This window comes from Bacillus sp. R86525 (assembly GCF_042466195.1).
In the GTDB taxonomy this organism is placed as follows: domain Bacteria; phylum Bacillota; class Bacilli; order Bacillales; family Bacillaceae_G; genus Bacillus_A; species Bacillus_A nitratireducens.
Genome location: NZ_JAXHPX010000007.1, coordinates 3,704,235 through 3,724,990, shown reverse-complemented (window position 1 = coordinate 3,724,990; position 20,756 = coordinate 3,704,235). Strand labels below are relative to the sequence as shown.

The following is a 20,756-nucleotide window of genomic DNA, read 5'->3' as shown; positions in this document are numbered from 1 at the left end:
ATTGAAAAGTTAAATTGTATTTAACTTTTTGTTGTAAAAATTGGAAAGTTGATTATATAATAAGTTTAACACAATTTAACTTTTAAGGGGAGAGAGTCATTATGGGGGATGTAAGTATAGGACAACATGATACAAGAATGAAGATTGCAACGAGAAATATTATTTTAATGATGATTGGAAAGATGACTTCTTTATTAGGAGCGGGAATTTATACATTTGCCATGGGGTTATACGTATTAAAGACTACTGGTTCAGGGATGGGGTTTGCTACTACGCTTATTTGTGGATCACTTCCAAGGATGATCTGTGGTCCGATTGCGGGTGCTGTAGCTGACCGCGTGAATCGTAAGTGGCTTGTCATTGGCACTGATTTATTAAGTAGCTTAACGATGCTTACTATGTTTATTCTTGCAACTACATTTGGACCATCACTTCTGTTTATTTATGTTTCAGCAGCATTATTATCAATTTGTGCAAGTTTTTATTCTGTTGCATTAACTTCGTCTATTCCTAATTTAGTAGATGAGGGGCGTATTCAAAAAGCGAGTGCTTTAAATCAAACGGCGGCTTCTTTATCAAATATTTTAGGACCGATTATTGGCGGAGTTGTATTTGGTTTCTTTTCAATTAAGTCGTTCTTTTTATTAAATAGTATTACATTCTTTTTAGCAGTGATTGTGCAATTATTTATCGTATTTGATTTATACAAAAAAGAAGTGGCTGAGAGTAAAGAGCATTTCTTGACGAGTATAAAAGAAGGTTTTTCATATGTAAAACGACAGCATGAAATATATGGTTTAATGAAAATAGCGCTGTGGGTAAACTTTTTTGCGTGTGGGCTAACCGTAGCACTTCCATATATTATCGTCCATACATTGCATCTATCTTCAAAGCAACTCGGTACTGTAGAGGGAATGTTAGCAGTCGGGATGCTTATGGGTGCGGTTGCTTTATCAGTGCGTAAAGAAGTAAATAATCTGTTTCGTTCTATTTATACGGGACTGTTTTTGTTTGCGGGTTTAAGTTTATGTACAGTCTTCCCGTTGTTAGTTACCATTCCAAAAGTGGCAAGTTTTATTTACTATATTGCTTTTATGATGTTAACTGGTATATCAATTATGATTGTAAATATTCCGATGCAAGTACATATGCAAAAGACGACAGATCCGAGCTATTTAGGGCGTGTGTTCGGCCTACTTGAAACAATTGCTACTGCAATCGCACCACTCGGTATGATTGTATATGGATTATTATTAGATATGTTGCCAACTAGCATTGTTATGATGACAATAGGCGGAGGATTATTGTTAGTTGTATTAGTTGGAGTAAAGCAACATATGGCGAAAAAACAAGTGGATGTGTCGGCTTAAAAATAAGAAAATAATAAAAATTTAACTTATCATTATAAAAATGACCGAATTAGTATTTTAGTTTTTGAAACTCTTTTTCATGTGTGTTACAGTAAGGTGAGCAGGCAAAGAAAAGGAGAAAACATCATGAAAAAATTAAGTTTTGTTATGCTTTTTCTATTAGTCGTAATGGCTGGATGCAGTAATTATGACACGTATATTGAAACAGGTATGCAATCATTGAAAAATGAAAAATATAGTGATGCGATTATGTGGTTTGAAAAAGCGGAAAAAGAGAAAACAGGAAATGAGGCGAAGGCATATAAAGAAGTCGCTCAGTTATTGGATCGCGGTGCGACAGCATTAAAAGATGGTAAGTATTTAGAAACGAAAGACATTGCAAATGAAGTGTTGCAAAAGAAAAAAGACGATGCACTTGAAAAAGCTGTGACATCAAATGCAGAGAATATGCTTCAAAAAGCAAAAGATGTGGAAGAGAAAGTAAATGAAAGAGTAGCGAAACGAAAAAAGGTAAATGAAGAAGGAATCGATAAATTAATTAAAGCTGTTGATAGTATAGATGATGTAAAGGAAAAAGAGAAAAAAGTTTCAGAAGCATTAGATAAGGCTGAAGAGGCACAAGCAAAAATTGAGGAAAAGAAAAACAAATAGAGTTATAGTTTAAAAGGCTGTCGTGTATAACGACAGCCTTTTAATTTTTTTCTGCAAAAGAAGTAATGCTATGTAGTAAAAAAGAAATTATTTTAGAATTCCATCTGTCCTCATGATGAATGGTATAAATATTACGCTGAAATTCAAAATCAGGGATCGGTATATAGCATAGCTCATTTCGTTGTACTTCTTGCTCAATAGCAAGTTTTGAAATAAAGGCAACCCCATTACCATATTTTAAAATTTGTTTCATCGTTTCTAATGAATCTAATTCAATTTCAGATTGGAATGTAATGTTATGTGCTAACGTCCATTGTGTAAGTAAATCTCTCGTTGTAGATGGGTTACGATGCAATAGTATACGCTCCTTCTCGATATCTTGTAATGATACATTTTCTTTTTTAGAAAAATGATGTTCTTTGGAGAAAGCAAGAACAAGTGTATCAGGTATTATATTCGTTTGTTTTAAAAGTGGTTCATCAAATGGTGCCGCAGAAATTACCCCGAGATCAATTTCATGATTTTGTAGCATCATTCGAATTTCAGGAGCTGTTTTTACCATAAGTGTTATTTTTACATTGGGAAATTCGCATTGAAATTGGTGAACGACTTCTGGTAAAAGATAAGTCGCTGGTACATAACTAGCACCAATTGTTATAGCGCCTTTATTAAAATCTTTAAACTCTTGTGTGACCCGTCTAGCTTCTTTCATAAGTGCATCTATTTTGCAAGCATAATGATGCAATGCCTCGCCAGCCTCTGTTAAAAAATATCTTCCAGAACGTAATTCAAATAAAGACACACCGAGTTCTTCTTCTAAGCTTTTTATATGAAAGGTAATAGTAGGTTGTTTAACGCCAAGTTTTTCTGCAACAATCGTAAGTTTTTTGTATTTCTTAATAAGCACTACAACTTCTAATTTTAAGAGATTCATGATAAGTGGGCCCCTTTTTCTTCTAACTATAGAAAAAATCTATAGAAATAAATAGTTTATTAGAGATTTTTTAATTTAATCTTTACAGTACATTAACATTCAGTATAAATCTTCCAGATAGAATGAAAGCAGGTTAAGAATGAGGGGAGAGAGGTGAAACGATGGATATTAAAATTCATGGATTAGAAAAGGCATTTGGAAAAACGCAGGCGTTAAAGCCTTTACAGATTGTAATGAAAAAAGGAGAATTCACTACACTCTTAGGACCTTCAGGATGCGGGAAAACGACTTTACTTAGAATGATTGCAGGGCTTGAAGAACCAGATAAAGGTGAAATATATTTTGGAGATAAGTGCATGTATTCTTCGACAAAAAAAATAAAAACGTCTCCTCATGAACGGAATATCGGTATGGTATTTCAAGATTTTGCTTTATGGCCGCATATGACTGTATTTGAAAATGTTGCATTTGGTTTAAGGGCTACAAAGCAAACGAATCAATTAAGAGAAAAGGTAGAAGATGCAATAAAGCGAGTTCGTTTGCAAGGTATGGAGAAAAGGTATCCGCATGAACTCTCAGGTGGACAGCAGCAACGTGTTGCATTCGCTAGAGCAATTGTAACAAAGCCTCATTTTATTTTGTTCGATGAACCGTTAAGTGCACTTGATGCAATTTTGCGAGAAGAAATGCGATTAGAACTTATGGACATCGTTCATTCAATTGGTTTAACGGCATTGTATGTAACACATGATCAAACAGAAGCTATGTCAATGTCAGACCAAATTATTGTCATGAAACAGGGTGAAGTATTACAAAAAGGAACACCCGAAGACATTTATGTGAAACCGTCTCATGAATTTGTTGCAAAGTTTGTTGGCAAAGCAAATTGGCTTGTAGAGAATAAACAAATGATTCGTCCGGAGCACGTGAACTGGACAAAAAATGACGTGTGCGATACGTATACAGGTGAAATTCAGCATGTTACATATGTAGGAGAACGTTATGAAGTGAAAGTAAATATGGGGACACTCGGTGTATGGACAGCTTATCACAATAGTAAGCTAAGCGTCGGTAAACCGGTATCGTTATATGTACCAAAAAAATGTATTCATCATATAGGGGGAGAATCGTATGAAGAAATTCAGTTCGCTTAAGTCTTTATTTGTATGTACTTTACTATTTTCTGCAGTAGTAACAGGTTGTAGTTCAAAGACAGGTAGTGCAGATGCAAAAAGTAAAAATACTAATGAAAAGAAAATTGTTGTATATAGTGCAGGGCCAAAAGGATTAGCAGAAAAAATTCAAAAGGACTTTGAAAAGAAAAGCGGTATAAAAGTGGAAATGTTTCAAGGAACAACTGGTAAGATTTTAGCGAGAATGGAAGCTGAAAAGAAAAATCCAGTAGTTGACGTTGTCGTACTCGCTTCTTTACCAGCGATGGAAGGATTAAAGAAAGATGGTCAAACGTTAGCTTATAAAGAAGCGAAACAAGCTGATAAGCTTCGTCCAGAATGGTCGGATGATAAAGGACATTATTTCGGGTATAGTGCTTCAGCATTAGGAATTGTGTACAACACAAAAAATGTGAAGACAGCGCCTGAAGATTGGAGCGATATAACGAAAGGAGAATGGAAAGGGAAAGTGAATCTTCCAGATCCAGCACTTTCAGGATCGGCTTTAGACTTTGTAACAGGATACGTGAAAAAGAATGGAAAAGATGGATGGAATTTATTTGAACAGCTTAAGAAAAATGAAGTTACAGTAGCAGGGGCAAACCAAGAAGCGTTAGATCCAGTTGTAACAGGTGCGAAAGATATGGTAATTGCGGGTGTTGATTATATGACGTATAGTGCAAAAGCAAAGGGTGAACCGGTTGATATCGTATATCCAAAAAGCGGAACAGTCATTAGTCCACGTGCGGCAGGCATTATGAAGGATAGTAAAAATGTAGAAGGTGCAAAAGAGTTTATTGATTATTTATTATCAGATGATGTGCAAAAACAAGTTTCTAAAGCGTATTTATTGCCAGGTAGAACAGATATAAAAGCTGAAAATAGACCAAATGTAGAAGAGATTCCAGTATTAAATATTGATTGGAAAACAGTTGAGAAAGAACAAGATGAAATAGGAAAACAATTTAAGAAAGTATTTCAATAAGATGGTGATTACATGGTAAATCGATTCGTATCAGTAAGACAAGTTGGAATGACGGTAGCGTTGTTACTTGTGGCGATGTTAATCGTCATTCCGCTTTGTCTCATTTTATTTTCTAGTGTATATGAAAATAGCGGTTGGAATTTTTTAAAGCCTTTTGAAGTCATGAAGAGTGGTGGATTAGCTGGGATTTTTCTAAATTCGATGCTACTAGGTGTACTCGTTGTAATAGGAGCTACCATATTTGCATTTCCATTGGCGTTCATTATGAGCAAAACAGATGTAGGAAAGTATAGTAAGTTAGATATTGTTTTTATGATTCCATTTATGACCCCGCCCTATATCGGATCGATGGGATGGATTTTGTTCATGCAACCTAACGGCTATTTTGAACAATTTTTTCCGGCTTTAAAGCCGATTTCATCATCGTTTTTTAGTTTAGGCGGTATGGTTTTAATTATGAGTCTGCATTTATTTCCATTTCTTTATTTCATGTTAAAAAACACGTTACTTCAAATTGGAAGTAGTAAAGAAGAAGCTGCAGCAGTTCATGGCGGAAGCTTCCTCTACCGTTTAAGAAAAATAATATTGCCGTTATTGGTATCAAGTTATGTGATGGGTGCTTTACTTATTTTCGTAAAGACGATTGCTGAATTTGGAACACCGGCTACATTCGGACGTAGAATAGGATTCCACGTGTTAACATCAGAAATCCATAAATTTATTTCGAGTTGGCCGATTGATTTTAGTAGTGCAACAGCATTATCTTCTTTATTACTAAGTGCGTGTATGCTTATTTGGTATATGCAAAATGTATTGAATCGAAAGTATTCATATGCCATGGTTAGTGGAAAAGGTGTGAAATCTAAAAGGTATACTTTGTCTATATTTGCGCGCGTTATAGCATGGATTTATGTAATTGGTTTACTAATAGTTGCAATTGGCATTCCGTACTTTTCTATACTGATCGCTTCATTGTCGAAATTAAGAGGTGGTGGCTTATATTTAAATAACTTTACAACGAGCCATTATGAAGCATTGTTTACAATGGGTTCTCCAGGATTAGAAGCTTTATGGAACAGTTTTCTTTTTTCACTCATAACAGCGATTGTTGCTGTAATTATTGGCGTATTTTTGGCGCTTATGATTCGAAAGGGGAAAAAGTCCTCTGAAAAATGGCTTGATATGTGCGGTATGTTACCGAATATGGTACCAGGAATAGTGATGGTTGTAGGGCTTATTTTATTTTGGAATTCACCATATATGCCTATGTCAATTTACAATACACCTGTCATGGTTATCGTAACGTATGTGGTTCTTTTTCTACCTTATACGGTGCAGTATGTAAAAGCTTCGCTCGGACAAATTGATGATTCTCTTATACAGGCGGGAAGCGTTTTTTCTGGGAATTATATTTATATTTTTAGAAAAATAATATTGCCTCTTATTATTCCAGGAATTCTTGCTGGTTGGGCGATGACATTTACAATTTCGATAAGAGAGTTAGTAGCGTCGCTTCTCGTACTACCTCCATCAGTAGAAACGTCAGCAACGTTTATTTTTGCTCAATTTGAACAGGGGGAAGTATCTATAGGAATGGCGATGGCCGTTGTTTCTGTTGGACTTACAACAATGTGCTTATTACTTCTGCAACATATGGAGCAAAAACGAAAAGGGGTAGCATGATGAGGGTAGAAGTATGGGGAGGAGCAGGAGAATACGGTCGTTCCTGCTATTTTGTAAAAAATAAAGAAACGAAAATCGTATTTGATTGTGGTATTAATCGATCGTATGAGGATAGTTATCCAAAAATAGAGAGAGAAGTTGTTCCATTTTTAGATGCGGTATTTTTATCACATATTCATGAAGATCATACGATGGGTTTACCTTTATTGACGAAGTATGGATATAAGAAAAAAATTTGGACAACTCGTTATACGAAGGATCGACTGCCAGCTTATTTTGAAAAATGGAGAAGCTACAATCTGACGCAAGGGTGGAATTTACCTTATAACGACCAAAATATTAAAGATTTAAATTATGTGTGTATTGATGAGATTAGTAATCCGAATGAATGGATACAAATTACTCCTGCATTGCGGTTTCAATGGGGGTATAGTGGACATGTATTAGGAGCTGTTTGGTTTTTAGTGGATATGTGTAATACATACGTATTTTATTCTGGGGACTATTCAGCAGAATCCAATATACTACGAGCTAATTTACCTGAGAAATTACGAAAAGATATAAAAATCGCAATTGTAGATGCTGCTTACCACACTGATGATGTTTCGCAAATTGAAAGATTAGACGAACTATGTGCAGAAATTGAACGAGTTGCGCAAAATAAAGGAATAGCATTACTACCACTGCCTCCACTTGGTAGGGCGCAAGATATAGTATTTTATTTATATGAACGATATAAAGAATTTCCGCTTATAGTAGATAAAGAAATTTTGGTCGGTTTTGAAGAGATGTTCATATATAAAGATTGGCTGAAAAATAATGAAAAACTTGAGCGGATTCTGGAGAGTTTAAAAAGAAACATAATAGTTATGGATAATGATATATGTATGCAAAATAGTTACGGAATAGTTGTAATGAGTGATGCGAATATGCAAACGAAACGAGCGCAGTTATATTATGAACAACTTCGGCATGAAGAACGAAATTCCATTATCTTTACTGGACATATTGCGAAAGGGAGTTTTGCTGAAAAGTTGATGAAAGAACGTATAGGTAGAGAATGTAGGGTGAATCGAGTTCCGTATAAAGTTCATCAAAGTATAAGTGACGTTAAGGCGATGTTAAATATATTATCACCAGAACATACGGTGCTAGTACATGCTCTTAAAGAGGATACGGATCGATTACAGCAAAACCTTAGTACAGCAGGATATGAAAATATATATTCACTTGCAATGGAACGTATAGAAGTAATTTAAAATGTAAAGGGGATAGGTATATGAAAAAAGTATTTGTATTCGTAAGCATTTTCTTTTGTTGTTTCCTTTATAACGTTAAGGAAGGGTTTGCTGCTAGTCCGATGAAACCTAGTTTTGAAGTGAAGTTATTATTAAAGCCAGAACAAGTATTAGGTTATAACAAAGAGGTGAAGCAAGAGGTATTAGAACATTTCAAGGCTGGTACAAATTATGAAAGAATACAAGTGCAATTTTTAGATACGGTGAATAAAAGTTTAAGTAACGAAGGGTGGTTTGCGAGAATTCGAAAGAAAGAATTTAGTAAAGATTTTGAGCTAACATATAAAAAAAGATATCCTATTCAAAATGGTGTAATTCAAGATGCACTAGAAGTAGCTAATAAAGATGGATTTGGTAGTAAAACTGATAGTTATGAGGCGGAAATAGATTGGGGATTTGGGAAGAAAACGTTAAGTATTTCAAATAAGAAAAGTTACAGTGCTAAAGGATATGGGGTACTTGATTTGCCAAATGAACAAGCTGCTCAAAATATGTTAATAGAAAAGTTACCAGGGAAAATGAACAAATGGTTGTATACGAATTGGGGAGAAGAGATGCTCAAGGATTCTCACATTTACGGTCCTGTATTAATGAAACGGTATACAGGTGAATTTGAAAATATAAAAACGAATATTGAAATTTGGCCATTAAGTAATACCGGGAAAATAGAAGATGATTTCGTAATAGAAGTGTCGTTTAAAACAAATGAGGAAAGTATTGCAACAAAACAAAGAGAATTATTAATGGCGAGTATAGAGAAAAAAGGATGGCTGTTACCGAAAGATAGTTTGAAGACAGAGCTGATTTTTCAGTAAATAAGAAAGAAGGAATCCATATGCCATGGATTCCTTCTTTCTAATATATGAGCATTAAGCTAAATCAGCTGACACGAACATATCACTATTTTGTAGGTTTTTAGAGCGTAAACTATAAGCAACTACTTTCTTTTTATGTTGTTTTACAACATCAACATGCTCTTCGTGATTATAAATATAAAATGTAAAATCCTTTTTGCCACACTTTGCATTGATAATTAAAGGAGTTCCCTCATTATATGGCGGTGCATAATAGCGATCTAAAAATAAACCTTCATTAAAATCATGAATAATTTGAGATTTCTTTTGACCTTCTAAATTATTTCCATTGATTGTAACAGTCACATTCTCTTCTTCAAGTTGTGGATGTGTTTCGTACTTGCTAATAATGGATTCAATAACAGAGTTAGGAAGGCTAGAAACGATAATTTTAAATGCCCCAAATACAACTAACATTACAATAAACCAAGTTGTCATAGTATTTCATCCCCTTTATCCCACAGTAACGGTCCGTAAAATCCTGGTTGGTGCGGGCTAATAATCAGTGTGGGATAGATACCCCTTACTGACTAAAATTTCACTTTATCCTATTTAACAATATAACTCATATGGTAATAGTACATATGGTGAAGTTTTGTATAATTTGTGAAAAATATGCCATTTTTATGAATGAAATATTAGAAAAATCAATTTTGTTACAAAAAGTTGAAATCGAAGTATTTTAAAAGAAAAAGGTTTATAATAAAAATATAACTAATAACAACATTACTAATTATAAGGAAGTGTAACTATGAGTACTGTAACAATCGTATATGGTATTATTCTTTCTACAATTATTGTTTTATTTATTGTCGGGGTTTCACGTTATATTCATAAATGGAAAGAAGGCGTTGCGAAATTAAATCACATTGAAGAAGAACTCAGTGATTTAATGTTACATCATGGTAAGTAAAAAGTTTATTTTTTAACTAAACAATGTGAAAAAAATCACAAAACATGCTCTCGTAATGAAAGCATGTTTTTTTGTTATGTTGTTAATAGGCACATTCCTAAAAAAATCCCATACGATACAGTGTGAAATCAGAAATGTTCGGAGCGGGAAAGAGGGATAAAATGAGTAATTCAGGTTATGTTACAGATAATAAAAATTTTAAGAAAAGCTCAGGAACGCCAAATCTTTTCTTTGATTCAAGAAAAAATGTCTTTTTTAAAAGAGATGAGAAAAATGTTGCGTATGAAGTAACGTCAACACAATTACCGGCGATGATTGGAGGAGCATTTGTTGATTTGTTTATGACGAAGGGGCATATGCGAGAACCACATTGGCATCCGAATGCTTGGGAATTAGATGTTGTTGTCTCAGGGGAAGCCGTTACTTCTATATTAAATCCTGAAACGAATCAATTGCAAAATTATCATTTGAAAGTGGGGCAAACTGTCTTTATTCCAATGGGATGGTGGCACTGGATCACGGCCGTAACAGAAGAAGTACAGTTACATTTATTCTTCAATAACGATCAGTTTGAAACAGCAGAAGGATCGGACGTACTTAGATTAACGCCTCCAGAAGTATTTCAAGCTGCTTACGGTGTAAGTGCAGAGAAGCTAGCGATGGATCTTTCACCAATTAAAGAGTCAGTTGTAATTGGGCCACCCACATCAAATCGTTCAAAAAGTGATAAACAGACTGACGATTCAAATATAGTAGTTACGTTAAATGGACAAATAACTTCATGCGAAGTAGAATAACTCTTTCTATTATTTAGGAAGAGTTATTCTGTTTTGTATAATTTTGTAATTATATTCAGTATAATTATTATGTAGAAGGGAATTTGTCCCGCATTAACTGCCCGTAAACGCCCGATTGGTTCAACTAATAATCAGTGGGGGATGAACAAAACCCCCACTGATTATAGTTTCACTTTATTAGAGGGGGCATATTGTGAACATATTAAAGATTATAGCAATTGTTGCAGGATTGATTATAGTAGCCGTTATAGCTTTCTTTGTCATTATGAAATACTATTTGTCGAAAGAAGATCCTGATTACGTATTAAAGTACATAAAAGAACATAAAGATGATAAAACATGTTCATTACTGATTAGAAAAAACGGGGAAGTATTAATATCTATAAATGAAAATGTAAAATTGCCATTAGCGAGTACGGCAAAAATCGTAATAGCAGTTGAATTTGCTAAACAAGTGTCAGAAGGAAAGATAAGTCGAGATGAACAAATTTCATTGCATGAGTTAGAAAAATACTACGTTAAAAACACTGATGGCGGAGCGCATCCTGCATGGTTAGAAGATGCCAAAGCTAGAGAGTTAGTGAAAAATGAACACATCGCTTTAGAAGAAGTCGCTAAAGGGATGATTCATTATAGCTCTAATGCAAATACAACATATTTGTTAGAAAAGCTTGGAATAGAAAGAGTAAATGAAAGTATACAAGAATTAGGACTTACTAGTCATGACAAGTTCTCCTCATATACTGCGTCACTATATATGAGAGGATATGTAGAAAAAGAGCTTCATGAGCCAGAAAATCAATCGTTAGAAATGATACGTAACATGTCTAATGATGAGTATAATAAACATGTGTTACAAATACATGAATGGATGAAAGATGAAAGCGAATGGAAGAAACGTGATATACCATTAAAAATAGATATGGAATTCCAGCGTATTTGGTCAGATCGATTAGTGAGTGCAAACGCTAAAGATTATATGAGTTTAATGGAAAAGATAAATAGTAGAAATTATTTTCCAAAATCAATGCAAGAAGAAATCGAGAATATTTTCAAAGGAACAGTTAATAATAGTAAGTTAGAATTTGCTGGTCAAAAAGGTGGCTCTACCGCATTCGTATTGACAAAAAGTTTGTATACTACAGATAAGAAGGGAAATAAGGTAGAAGTTGTAATTATGTTTAACGATATAGAAGATCAAGTTGCATATCAAAAGCTGAGAAATAATATAGATTATTTTATTCAAGATGCTATAACAGATGAAGAATTCAGAAGAAAGTTATAATGGAATAATTTTATTATGTAAACAAAAGAGCGCTTTTTAAAAGGGCTCTTTTCTATTCATAATACAGGATTTCCTATTTACTGCATGGAATATAGATTGAAACTAAGAAAGGAAGTTGAATAATGACTACAGTATATTTCGTGCGGCATGCTCACTCTACATATACAAAGGAAGAAAGGAAACGCCCCTTATCTGAGAAGGGCTGGTTAGATGCACAAAACATAACATGCTTGTTAAAAGATGAGAAGGTTGATGTTGTGATTTCTAGTCCGTATAAAAGGGCGATTCAAACCGTGCAAGGGATTGCGAATACATATAATTTATCAATACAACTGGAAGAAGATTTAAGAGAGAGGTTATTAAGTAAAGAGCCAGTAACAGATTTTAACGATGCTATTCAGAAAGTGTGGGAAGACTGGACTTTTGCATACGAAGGTGGGGAATCAAGTAATATAGCGCAAAGGCGTGCTGTAATATGTATGCAAAGTATATTAAGAAAATATAAAGGTAAGAATATTGTAATAGGTACTCATGGGAATATTATGGTATTACTAATGAATTATTTTGATTCGAAATATGATTTTCAGTTTTGGAAAACCCTTCATATGCCTGATGTGTATAAATTAACTTTTGATAATAATCGTTTCATTTCTGCTGAAAGAGTAGAGAAAACAGGTCATCGGATAAACATTTTGTAAAAGTTTATCAAAAAAAGAGGAAAGAGAGAAAGTATTGTAGAAGTATGACTTTGTAACATAAAAAATATTGGTTAAAGGAGGCTGTTTACATGTTTGAGAAAGAGAAAGAAGGGCTTATTGAAGTTCACAACGTATATGAAATCGCACCAGCAGATGGAGCAATTATAGGTATGGCAACGGAAGAAGAAATGGAGATTGCTGCTGAACTAGAGTTACAGTACTATGCCCATTCTCGTTTATTAGAAGCAAATATTCAGTTAGACGGTTCCTCCTATAAAGAGTTACTTCAGGAGTTCCAGGAGTACGAAAAAAAATCAATGAACTTTTGGAGAGCAATACATAAACGTTTAGCTGTGCCATGGGCATGGGTATTACGTATTGATGTTGCGAATGGTCCTATATATGTAAGCAATGGGAGTTCGTATTATGAAGAAGTTGATGACGAAGAAGACTATGAATAGATAAGTAAGGAAGCAACTTCAGTTGCTTCCTTTTTTTATTGACAATGAATGAATGGCTTCAATGATAGTATCTGGGCGATCATTTTCTATCCCATGACTAGCATGTTCAGCCAAAATATATTGGCTATTTATTGAGAGATTTAGTTGTTCACGAATAAGTTCTTGCCACATATCTTCAAGTTGTGTAGCTTCTTCTTTTGGCATACCGCCCTCAATCAATTGAGCAACAGAATATTGAGGATCTCTACCGATAACGATTAATGGTATTTCTAATGCTTTATGTTGTTTTTTTATTGAGCGAGCGCAATATTTCCACTCGGACAGTTCAGCAGCTGTCGCTTTATATAAGGAAGGAGATGTGGAAAATTTGATATGCTGTTTTGTTGTATTGACGAGCATAGATTTTAGTTCATTATAAAGTGCGTCTGCATCCATGTTGGAGTAAGTATGATATTTTTGTAGCCACATATCATCAGAATCAGTTTGATCAGAAACCGGTAAATGCAGTTCATCTAATCGGTGTAAGTTCATGGAAGTAGAATCAACTAAAAGAAGTGCTTGCAGCCTATCTTCATGTAACATTGCAAAATGTTGTGCGCATAAACCTCCATAGGAATGACCGATTAAAATGATTGGCTCATAAATATCTAGTTCATGTAGTAACATATGTAGTTCTTTTACGACTTGCATTGTTGTACGTCGATTAGTTCCTAGCTCACTTTTTCCGTAACCGGGGCGATGATATGAAATGACTGTAAATTTTTGTGAAAGCTTTTCTATAATAGGAAGCCAATCATAAAATGAGCATCCCATTCCTGTTTGAATGACTACAGTGTGTTTACTGTTACCTCTCATATATACTTCTACAGTTTGTCCAAATATCTCTACTGATCTATTAATAGTAATTCCCCCTAAGCTTGAAATATTTTTTGGCAAGTAAAGACGATACACCAGGCACATATGCCGAAGAGTATAGATGTACTAAGTGAAAAGGAGTTTTTTAAACCGATATAAACAATAAATAATAGTAGTGCAGATGCAGGAAATCCATATAATACGCCTAAAGCGAATTGACTTAATTCTTGTTTACTCCCACCTTCGAAAGAAATCCAAAATAAACTAAGTAAACTAATAAGAGGAAGGGCTGCGATAAAGCCACCAAGCGTACTAAAATATTTGGCAAATTCGGTTACACCCTCAATAATGAGGGCGGAGACGATGACCTTAACGAGGAAATGCATATTTTGCCTCCTTAGCTAATAACGAAAAGGCTTTTTCTATTAGTTGTTGCTCTTCTTTTGATAACTGTGATTCTAATATTTGTATCTTTTCCTTGTCTAGCAAAGTATGCTTTTCTAATGCTTCAATTCCTTCTGTCGTTAATGTAAGATTCACAACTCTTTCATCTTGTTTATTTCTTTCTTTAATGATAAATCCTTTTTGAATAAGGCGTTTTACATGTTCGGACGCTGTGTTATGAGATAAACCAAGTTCAGAAGCAATTTTTCCAATTGTTATATCTTTCTCTCGGGAAGTGATTTGTAAAATACGAATTGCTTGATGAGTAAGATTGTCTTCATATTCATAGCGTAAGTGGTAGTATATTGTCTCCCAATGTGGATTAATGTCTTTCATATTATAATTCCCCTCAATTTTTATGTCGTACTATAAGATATATTCGCTTTGTAAGAATTAAAATCCTGTTATTCTTATAAAAAATGTTGAAAAAGTTTATTTTTATTGAAATATAAGGTAATCTATGTGTAAAGGTATACATTTAGCAAGAGAGAGGATGATAGCTGTGAATACATTTAAATGGATTAGTCATGAAAAGATGTATGTAGATCAAATACATGTTGAAAAATGTGGTCCTCTTTCAGTCGGCGTATATGGAGGAAATCAAGAGAGTGATGCATATGAAAGAGGAGATGCAGTGCTAGCTTGGTGGGATCCGAAATTAGAATTTGAATTTGTTATGATTTTTGATACACATCATAAAACGAAAAATATACATTATATAATAGAAGCGATTTCAGAAAGAGAAGAAAAATTAAAAGGGTTATTTTCATACCCAATCCATTTAGCTTTTCATCATACACATATGTATTTATTAGCGTTATTTACAGATGAGCTCTTTATCGAGAAATGTGACCAAGATGATGAGGAACTTGCATGTTTAATTTGTTTACGAAAAGGCGAGTTCTTATATTGGCTATCAGTTGGTGATTGCTTCGCGTATTTATTCCATTCAGAGCAAACGAAAAATGGAAAAGGTAGGCTAAATAAGCGTAAGAACTATGAGTATATAGGAAGAAAAAATGTTTTTGCAGCGAATACACCTTGTTTTACATCAGGGGTAAGGGGATTAGAAAAAGGTCAGAATCACATTGTAATGGCAACGGATGGTATTTTAGAGTGTGATAAACTAAAGTTTGATGATGATCAATCTTTAGTAGAAATATTACACGACGGAACTTGTTTACAGATTGAGCCTGTATTAACAAATGTACTTCAGTGGAAAGGTAGAGATTGTGCCACTATTATTGGATGGTCCATCGATACTGAAAATAGACAATGTGCCAATTAATAAATGAAAGAGAGTTCAAGGGTTTTTGTCCTTGAACTCTTTTTTGTTAAGCAATATGAATATGATACGTTTTTAACCATTCATTTACTTGTAGCATATACTCCATAGCACTTCTTGCTTCAAAATTGGTAATCTCTTTGTTACTTTGATCAGCAATTGCAAGTAATATGGAATGGTTAATGAGTGAGAAAACAGGATTGTTTTTATTACTGCACATATCAAGTGTTAAATTACGGATTGTTTGTAAGTAGTGTGGATCTTGTGAAGTTGGATAAGCACTTTTTCTTCTATTTCGTACGTCATCAGGTAAAGCTGGTTTCAGTGCCCTACGTAAAATTCCTTTTTCAATATTATCAATACTTTTTATGTTGAAAGGAACGTTCCATAAATATTCAACTAATCTATAATCGCAAAACGGTACACGAACTTCGAATCCTACAGCCATACTCATACGGTCTTTACGGTCGAGTAAGAACGGAAGGAATCTCGTTAAAAATAAATAAAACATTTGACGTTGTTTCGCTTCTTTTTTGTTTTCTCCTTCAAGAGTAGGTACTTCAAGAGCAGCCTCATGGAATCGTTTATTAATATAATGCTCAGGATTACATTGATTGGTTACTTCGCTTAATAATAGAGAAGATGTGTTTTTCCAGTTTGTTAACCACGGAAACTTATCTACATATAATAGTTCTTCTTGATGAAACCAAGGATATCCCCCGAATACTTCATCAGCAGATTCTCCAGATAAAGCAACAGTTGCATCTTTTTTCATTTCGCAAAATAGTAAATATAGTGAAGTTTCCATTTCGCCAGCACTTGGTAAATCCTTTGCACGGAGGGGAACGAATAAGTGATTTGCTAATTCTTCAGCATTCACAATAATATCATGGTGCGATGTCCCTACATGTTCAGAAACACGTTTTACCCAAGGAGCGTCTAAACCAGTTCGAGCAAATGTCAGCTCGAAATCTTTGGCGCTATTTACAAAGTCAACGGAATACGTATGAAGTGTTTTATTTTCAGCAGCAAATTCTTTACCTGCTAGTGCAGTAATACCGCTAGAGTCTAATCCGCCTGATAACATACAGACGAGAGGAACATCGGCAATTAATTGTCTTTTTACTGTATCTTGTAAAATAGATAAAATATGTGATGATGTATCTTCAGTAGAATCTGTATGAATCTTACTTTCTAAATTCCAATACTTTTGAACTACTTTTTTATCACGTGTGAATGTTATAGAATGTCCAGCACGAACTTCTTGGATATGTTTAAAGACGCCACATCCTGGAGTTCGAAATAAGCCTAATCCAAATATTTCATTTATGCCGTCCGCATCAATTTCAGGAGGAACAGATGGATGAGCTAATAATGCTTTTATTTCAGATCCGAAAATAATACTGTCATTTCTTTCTGTATAAAAGAGTGGTTTTACCCCTAAATGATCTCGTGCTAAAAGTAATTGTTGCTTCTGATCATCCCATAAGGCGAAAGCGAAAATTCCGTTTAAATATTGTACGCAATCTTCTTTCCATTCTAAATAAGCATGTAGTAATACTTCTGTATCTGAATGCGTTTCAAATGTATGACCACATTTTCGAAGTTGTTCTCTCAGCTCACGGAAATTATAAATTTCTCCATTATAAGTAAGAGCATACGTATAATCACCAGCACGAAATGTCTTCGGCTGTGTCCCGCCTTCTGGATCAATAACAATTAAACGCCGGTGTGCAAAGGCCGCACGAGGTGAAAACCAAAATCCTTCAGCATCAGGTCCACGATGCCCAATACTATTTGCCATCTTTTCTAAAATAACATGTTGATTTGAAAGGTCCTTTTTCCAATCTACCCAACCTGTAATTCCACACATACATATCTCATCTCCTAATTTAAAATTATAAAAGTAGATTAATTAAATGAAATGTACACCAGGTTAAAGAGTGTTTGCATAAATAGTGTACTACACTAATTGAATTACAGACTTGAGAAAATTTTCTTCAAGCTTATATTTATATGAGACAATGGCTAAGGAAAAGTATCCCATTACATACAAAAAATAAAAAAAGATGAGAGAAAAAAATTTCCAAAACGTTATATAGGGTGTAAAAGCTTTTACAAAAAAATAAGGGGACTCGCTACATGAAATCAAATGAGAAAAATTTTATAAAAAGATTACAGAAGCAAAAAGAAGATGCGCTAGAATTTGTTGTCGATACATACTTACCGCTCATAAAGGGGATAACGCACAAAGTTCTTCTTCCAGTTCAAAATGATGGATTGATAGAGGAATGTGTAAATGATATATTTCTTTCCATTTGGAATAACGCAAATAAGTTTCATGGAGAGCCGAGTGATTTTAAAAAATGGATTGCAGCGATTGCAAAGTTTAAGGCAATTGATTATTACCGGAAAGCGACTAAAAAAGTAGAAATCATTTCAGATGAGTTTCATATAAGTACGGAAAAATCGGCAGAAGACGAATTAATTCTTATGGAAGATAGGGAAGAGTTATTGAAGCTTATTAATCAATTGGAACCTTTAGATCAAAAGGTGTTCGTTATGAAATATCTCCTCGGTATGAAGACAGAGGAAATAGGAGACAAGTTAGGATTAACCAGGGCGGCGATCGATAATCGAGTGTACCGTGGAAAAAAGAAACTACAACAAAATGCTACGAATATTAGTTTTGGAGGTAGTGCAATATGAAAGACATTTATGAACTATTAAATGATATTGATATAGATGAAAAAGAACTTGAGGAAATTGAGGCTTCTGAAATTGAAAAAGAAAAAGTGAAGCGTAATGTAAAACAATCGATACGTACGAAGACAAAGATGAAAAGTTGGAAAAAAGGTGTCGCTGCTGCATCTATTTTAGTAGGACTCTCAGTTGCAACACTCGGTATCGGATTTCCTACATATGCTGGAGGATTGCCAATTGTAGGTGATATATTCCGCTTTTTAGATAATGGTAGAACAGGATTATATGAAAATTATAAAGAGTTTTCGACTGAATTGAATATGACGAGAGAGAGTAATGGGGTTAAGGTTACAATTAATGATGTAATTTCTGATGGCAGAACAGTATCTATAACGTATTCACTGGAAAGTGAGCAAGACTTAGGGGATGATCCTATCATATTAGGCGGATTGGATATAATGGACGCTCATGGTAGTTCAGGAAGTGGTAAAATGACTAAAGTTACTGAAAAAAAGTATGTAGGTATGGTAACAACGACGCACCATGATAATAATAAAAAGGACAAAGTAAACTTTAGATGGAATATAGAGAGAATAGAGATACCAGATAGGAAAAAATCAATACAAGGTAATTGGAATTTCGCGTTAGCTGTAAAATCAGTGGATAGTAAAGAGAGAACAATTAGTGGGAGTTCGGAAAAAGAAGGTATAAAAGCAAATATGGAAAAGGTAGCAATGTCGCCGATTTCATTTATTCTTTATTATAATCAAGAAGTTTCTAAGGGTGCGAGGAAAGAATGGGATAGTGTAGATGTTGAATTGACGGTTAAGGATGATTTAGGGAATGATTATTCGGGTGAAGGAAATGGGGGAAGTGGCAATGATCCTTACAATATTCGATGGAGTGCTACATTCCAAAAGTTAAACGAAAATGCAACAAAGCTTATTGTTACACCCCATGTGCATTTGCGAGTTCATACACCTGAAAATCATGGTGGAGTAGAGTATGTGAATGGGAAAGAGAAGAAAATAGAAGTACCGAAAAAAGAAGCGAAGAGTAAAGATATAGTGTTAGATGATATTGTCATTGATTTAAAAAAATAAATAAAGAGACTGCCTTAAATGAAGGCAGTCTCTTTTTGTTAAGAACTAGTAACGAGCAATGCATGCGGATGCTGCGTTTTATACTCATCTTTCCATGTAATGTTTAGTTGTTCCCACGTTTCACCGCTATCAGTGGATTGAAAGATGCCATTGTTATTTAAAGTGTAAAACGTATGTGGTTCGGCTGGATTTGTAGCAAACATCGAAATGACTGTACCGATTGCAGATGGTAGACCTTGCTGTACTTGCTGGAACGGAGTATCTTTCGTTTTTCGATAAATATAAGATTCATAAGGAATACGGTGATGAGCGAGATCGGCACTTGGTGCGGCAGAAACGAGAATTGTATCGCAATCAGCCGGATCGATAGCCATGCTATATAAATAATGATGTTCAAGTCCTTCACTGCATGAGATCCAGCTGTTTCCACTGTTATAACTTTCAAGGTATGCGCGATCAGGTCCGCCCATAAATCCATCACCACATGATGCATAAAGGCGATTTGGAGCTTCAGGGTGCATGAGTAATTGATGCGCATCGATAGGAGCACCGAACTTTTTATCAATCCATGTATGCCCTCTATCATTACTTTGAATAACAGCACCAGCTTCAATTGAAACATGGATTGTATTTGGGTTGTTTGGATCAACTGTAATCCAGCGTACGTGATGGGTAAAAGGTCTAGGTGGAAAAGCCCACGTATAAGAAGATAATAATGATTTCATATTTTTAAGTTCAGTCCACGTTTCACCACCATGTTCTGAACGGAATAAAGCACTTGGTTCTGTTCCTACATAAACGACGCCATATCCGTTAACTTGTTCATTAGGGCTTATCGTAATGGAAGTGATTGAAGAGTGTAAAATCCCATCTTCTTTAGGGAAATCAAAGTAACGATATGAATCTCCAATTGGTTTCCACGAATCTCCGCCATCGTCACTTAGCCATAAACCTCGTCCAAATGTACCGCAATATACACGATTCTTTTGGAATGGATCAACTGCGATACAGGTAGGTTGCATATTTTGTAAGTGATATGCGGTTTCATAGTTACCATATCGTTCTTTTACAACAATAAGTTCACGTTCCATACAGAGAAATAGTCGTTTCAATTCAATAACCTCCTTCAAATTTCTTTCATTAGTAAACAATATGAAGCTGAAAAAGAAGTAGTCTTATTTTTTGTTGAGAAAAAGGACTTGTTTGAAAAGTAGCGAAGTTTGTATACAGAGGAAGCGGGATAAAGTGAAACTTTAATCAGTAGG

General features: G+C 34.5%; 23 protein-coding genes. 16 read left to right on the top strand and 7 right to left on the bottom strand.

All coding sequences use genetic code 11. The features are described from left to right. The first annotated feature begins 101 nt into the window (after nt 1-101). Together SJY24_RS21800 and SJY24_RS21795 are read left to right on the top strand one after the other, a co-directional pair. Entirely contained in the window at nt 102-1,370 is a 1,269-nt protein-coding gene (locus SJY24_RS21800; protein WP_377866183.1) for an MFS transporter, read from the top strand. Between the two features lie 126 nt (nt 1,371-1,496). Beyond that, nucleotides 1,497-2,021: a COG3014 family protein gene (locus SJY24_RS21795; RefSeq protein ID WP_377866182.1), complete on the top strand. Its 525-nt coding sequence runs from the start codon at nt 1,497-1,499 to the stop codon at nt 2,019-2,021. Nucleotides 2,022-2,061: 40 nt separating this feature from the next. Here SJY24_RS21795 and SJY24_RS21790 read toward each other — a convergent pair whose 3' ends face one another. Further along, a complete protein-coding gene (locus SJY24_RS21790; protein WP_377866181.1) occupies nt 2,062-2,955 on the bottom strand; it encodes a LysR substrate-binding domain-containing protein in 894 nt (297 codons plus the stop codon). A gap of 161 nt (nt 2,956-3,116) precedes the next feature. On the opposite strand from SJY24_RS21790, the gene SJY24_RS21785 reads away from it, so the two are divergent. From SJY24_RS21785 to SJY24_RS21765, 5 genes are read left to right on the top strand one after another with little or no spacing between them, the layout of a single operon-like run. Beyond that, the gene (locus SJY24_RS21785) at nt 3,117-4,109 is read left to right on the top strand and encodes an ABC transporter ATP-binding protein (protein ID WP_377866180.1); all 993 of its coding nucleotides are present in this window, start codon (nt 3,117-3,119) and stop codon (nt 4,107-4,109) included. Continuing rightward, on the top strand, nt 4,087-5,112 hold the full coding sequence (locus tag SJY24_RS21780) for an ABC transporter substrate-binding protein (RefSeq protein WP_242399808.1): 1,026 nt from the start codon (nt 4,087-4,089) through the stop codon (nt 5,110-5,112). Before SJY24_RS21785 ends, SJY24_RS21780 begins: the two co-directional genes overlap by 23 nt. Nucleotides 5,113-5,124: 12 nt before the next feature. Continuing rightward, on the top strand, nt 5,125-6,795 hold the full coding sequence (locus SJY24_RS21775) for an ABC transporter permease (RefSeq protein WP_377866179.1): 1,671 nt from the start codon (nt 5,125-5,127) through the stop codon (nt 6,793-6,795). Beyond that, complete coding sequence (locus SJY24_RS21770) at nt 6,792-8,054, top strand: MBL fold metallo-hydrolase (protein ID WP_377866178.1); 1,263 nt, start codon at nt 6,792-6,794, stop codon at nt 8,052-8,054. Before SJY24_RS21775 ends, SJY24_RS21770 begins: the two co-directional genes overlap by 4 nt. Nucleotides 8,055-8,074: 20 nt before the next feature. Next, entirely contained in the window at nt 8,075-8,908 is an 834-nt protein-coding gene (locus tag SJY24_RS21765; protein ID WP_377866177.1) for a hypothetical protein, read from the top strand. A gap of 54 nt (nt 8,909-8,962) precedes the next feature. Here SJY24_RS21765 and SJY24_RS21760 read toward each other — a convergent pair whose 3' ends face one another. Next, on the bottom strand, nt 8,963-9,385 hold the full coding sequence (locus SJY24_RS21760) for a YfmQ family protein (protein WP_377866176.1): 423 nt from the start codon (nt 9,383-9,385) through the stop codon (nt 8,963-8,965). Between the two features lie 131 nt (nt 9,386-9,516). On the opposite strand from SJY24_RS21760, the gene SJY24_RS21755 reads away from it, so the two are divergent. From SJY24_RS21755 to SJY24_RS21730, 6 genes are all read left to right on the top strand, one after another. Then, nucleotides 9,517-9,633 carry a hypothetical protein gene (locus tag SJY24_RS21755; RefSeq protein ID WP_002018064.1) on the top strand — a complete coding sequence of 39 codons (117 nt, stop codon included), beginning with the start codon at nt 9,517-9,519 and terminating at the stop codon, nt 9,631-9,633. A 65-nt stretch (nt 9,634-9,698) separates the two neighbouring features. Beyond that, nucleotides 9,699-9,860 (top strand): hypothetical protein, encoded by a 162-nt coding sequence (locus tag SJY24_RS21750; protein ID WP_000109008.1) that lies wholly within the window; start codon nt 9,699-9,701, stop codon nt 9,858-9,860. 161 nt (nt 9,861-10,021) lie between these two features. Next, nucleotides 10,022-10,657, top strand: coding sequence for a cupin domain-containing protein (locus SJY24_RS21745; RefSeq protein ID WP_377866175.1), 636 nt, complete (start codon nt 10,022-10,024; stop codon nt 10,655-10,657). Nucleotides 10,658-10,850: 193 nt separating this feature from the next. Beyond that, complete coding sequence (locus tag SJY24_RS21740; RefSeq protein ID WP_377866174.1) at nt 10,851-11,942, top strand: serine hydrolase; 1,092 nt, start codon at nt 10,851-10,853, stop codon at nt 11,940-11,942. Nucleotides 11,943-12,064: 122 nt separating this feature from the next. Beyond that, nucleotides 12,065-12,640 carry a histidine phosphatase family protein gene (locus tag SJY24_RS21735; RefSeq protein WP_377866173.1) on the top strand — a complete coding sequence of 192 codons (576 nt, stop codon included), beginning with the start codon at nt 12,065-12,067 and terminating at the stop codon, nt 12,638-12,640. Nucleotides 12,641-12,729: 89 nt separating this feature from the next. Next, complete coding sequence (locus SJY24_RS21730; RefSeq protein WP_377866172.1) at nt 12,730-13,101, top strand: hypothetical protein; 372 nt, start codon at nt 12,730-12,732, stop codon at nt 13,099-13,101. 18 nt (nt 13,102-13,119) lie between these two features. Here SJY24_RS21730 and SJY24_RS21725 read toward each other — a convergent pair whose 3' ends face one another. From SJY24_RS21725 to SJY24_RS21715, 3 genes are read right to left on the bottom strand one after another with little or no spacing between them, the layout of a single operon-like run. Beyond that, nucleotides 13,120-14,061 (bottom strand): alpha/beta fold hydrolase, encoded by a 942-nt coding sequence (locus tag SJY24_RS21725; protein WP_377866171.1) that lies wholly within the window; start codon nt 14,059-14,061, stop codon nt 13,120-13,122. Continuing rightward, nucleotides 14,013-14,342 (bottom strand): DUF3147 family protein, encoded by a 330-nt coding sequence (locus SJY24_RS21720; RefSeq protein ID WP_377866170.1) that lies wholly within the window; start codon nt 14,340-14,342, stop codon nt 14,013-14,015. Before SJY24_RS21720 ends, SJY24_RS21725 begins: the two co-directional genes overlap by 49 nt. Continuing rightward, nucleotides 14,326-14,736, bottom strand: coding sequence for a MarR family winged helix-turn-helix transcriptional regulator (locus tag SJY24_RS21715; RefSeq protein WP_000651915.1), 411 nt, complete (start codon nt 14,734-14,736; stop codon nt 14,326-14,328). Before SJY24_RS21715 ends, SJY24_RS21720 begins: the two co-directional genes overlap by 17 nt. 124 nt (nt 14,737-14,860) lie before the next feature. Here SJY24_RS21715 and SJY24_RS21710 point away from each other — a divergent pair, with 124 nt between their 5' ends. Next, nucleotides 14,861-15,688, top strand: a complete 828-nt coding sequence (locus SJY24_RS21710; RefSeq protein WP_377866169.1) for a PP2C family serine/threonine-protein phosphatase — start codon at nt 14,861-14,863, stop codon at nt 15,686-15,688. A 46-nt stretch (nt 15,689-15,734) separates the two neighbouring features. Here the strand turns inward: SJY24_RS21710 and asnB are convergent, their stop codons facing one another. Further along, nucleotides 15,735-17,558 (bottom strand): asparagine synthase (glutamine-hydrolyzing), encoded by a 1,824-nt coding sequence (gene asnB, locus SJY24_RS21705; protein WP_377866168.1) that lies wholly within the window; start codon nt 17,556-17,558, stop codon nt 15,735-15,737. A 269-nt stretch (nt 17,559-17,827) separates the two neighbouring features. On the opposite strand from asnB, the gene SJY24_RS21700 reads away from it, so the two are divergent. Together SJY24_RS21700 and SJY24_RS21695 are read left to right on the top strand one after the other, a co-directional pair. Next, nucleotides 17,828-18,394 (top strand): sigma-70 family RNA polymerase sigma factor, encoded by a 567-nt coding sequence (locus SJY24_RS21700; RefSeq protein WP_377866167.1) that lies wholly within the window; start codon nt 17,828-17,830, stop codon nt 18,392-18,394. Beyond that, complete coding sequence (locus SJY24_RS21695) at nt 18,391-19,491, top strand: DUF4179 domain-containing protein (RefSeq protein ID WP_377866166.1); 1,101 nt, start codon at nt 18,391-18,393, stop codon at nt 19,489-19,491. Before SJY24_RS21700 ends, SJY24_RS21695 begins: the two co-directional genes overlap by 4 nt. Nucleotides 19,492-19,529: 38 nt before the next feature. On the opposite strand, the gene SJY24_RS21690 is transcribed toward SJY24_RS21695, so the two are convergent. Beyond that, nucleotides 19,530-20,603 carry a beta propeller repeat protein gene (locus SJY24_RS21690; protein ID WP_377866165.1) on the bottom strand — a complete coding sequence of 358 codons (1,074 nt, stop codon included), beginning with the start codon at nt 20,601-20,603 and terminating at the stop codon, nt 19,530-19,532. Between the last annotated feature and the right edge of the window lie 153 nt (nt 20,604-20,756).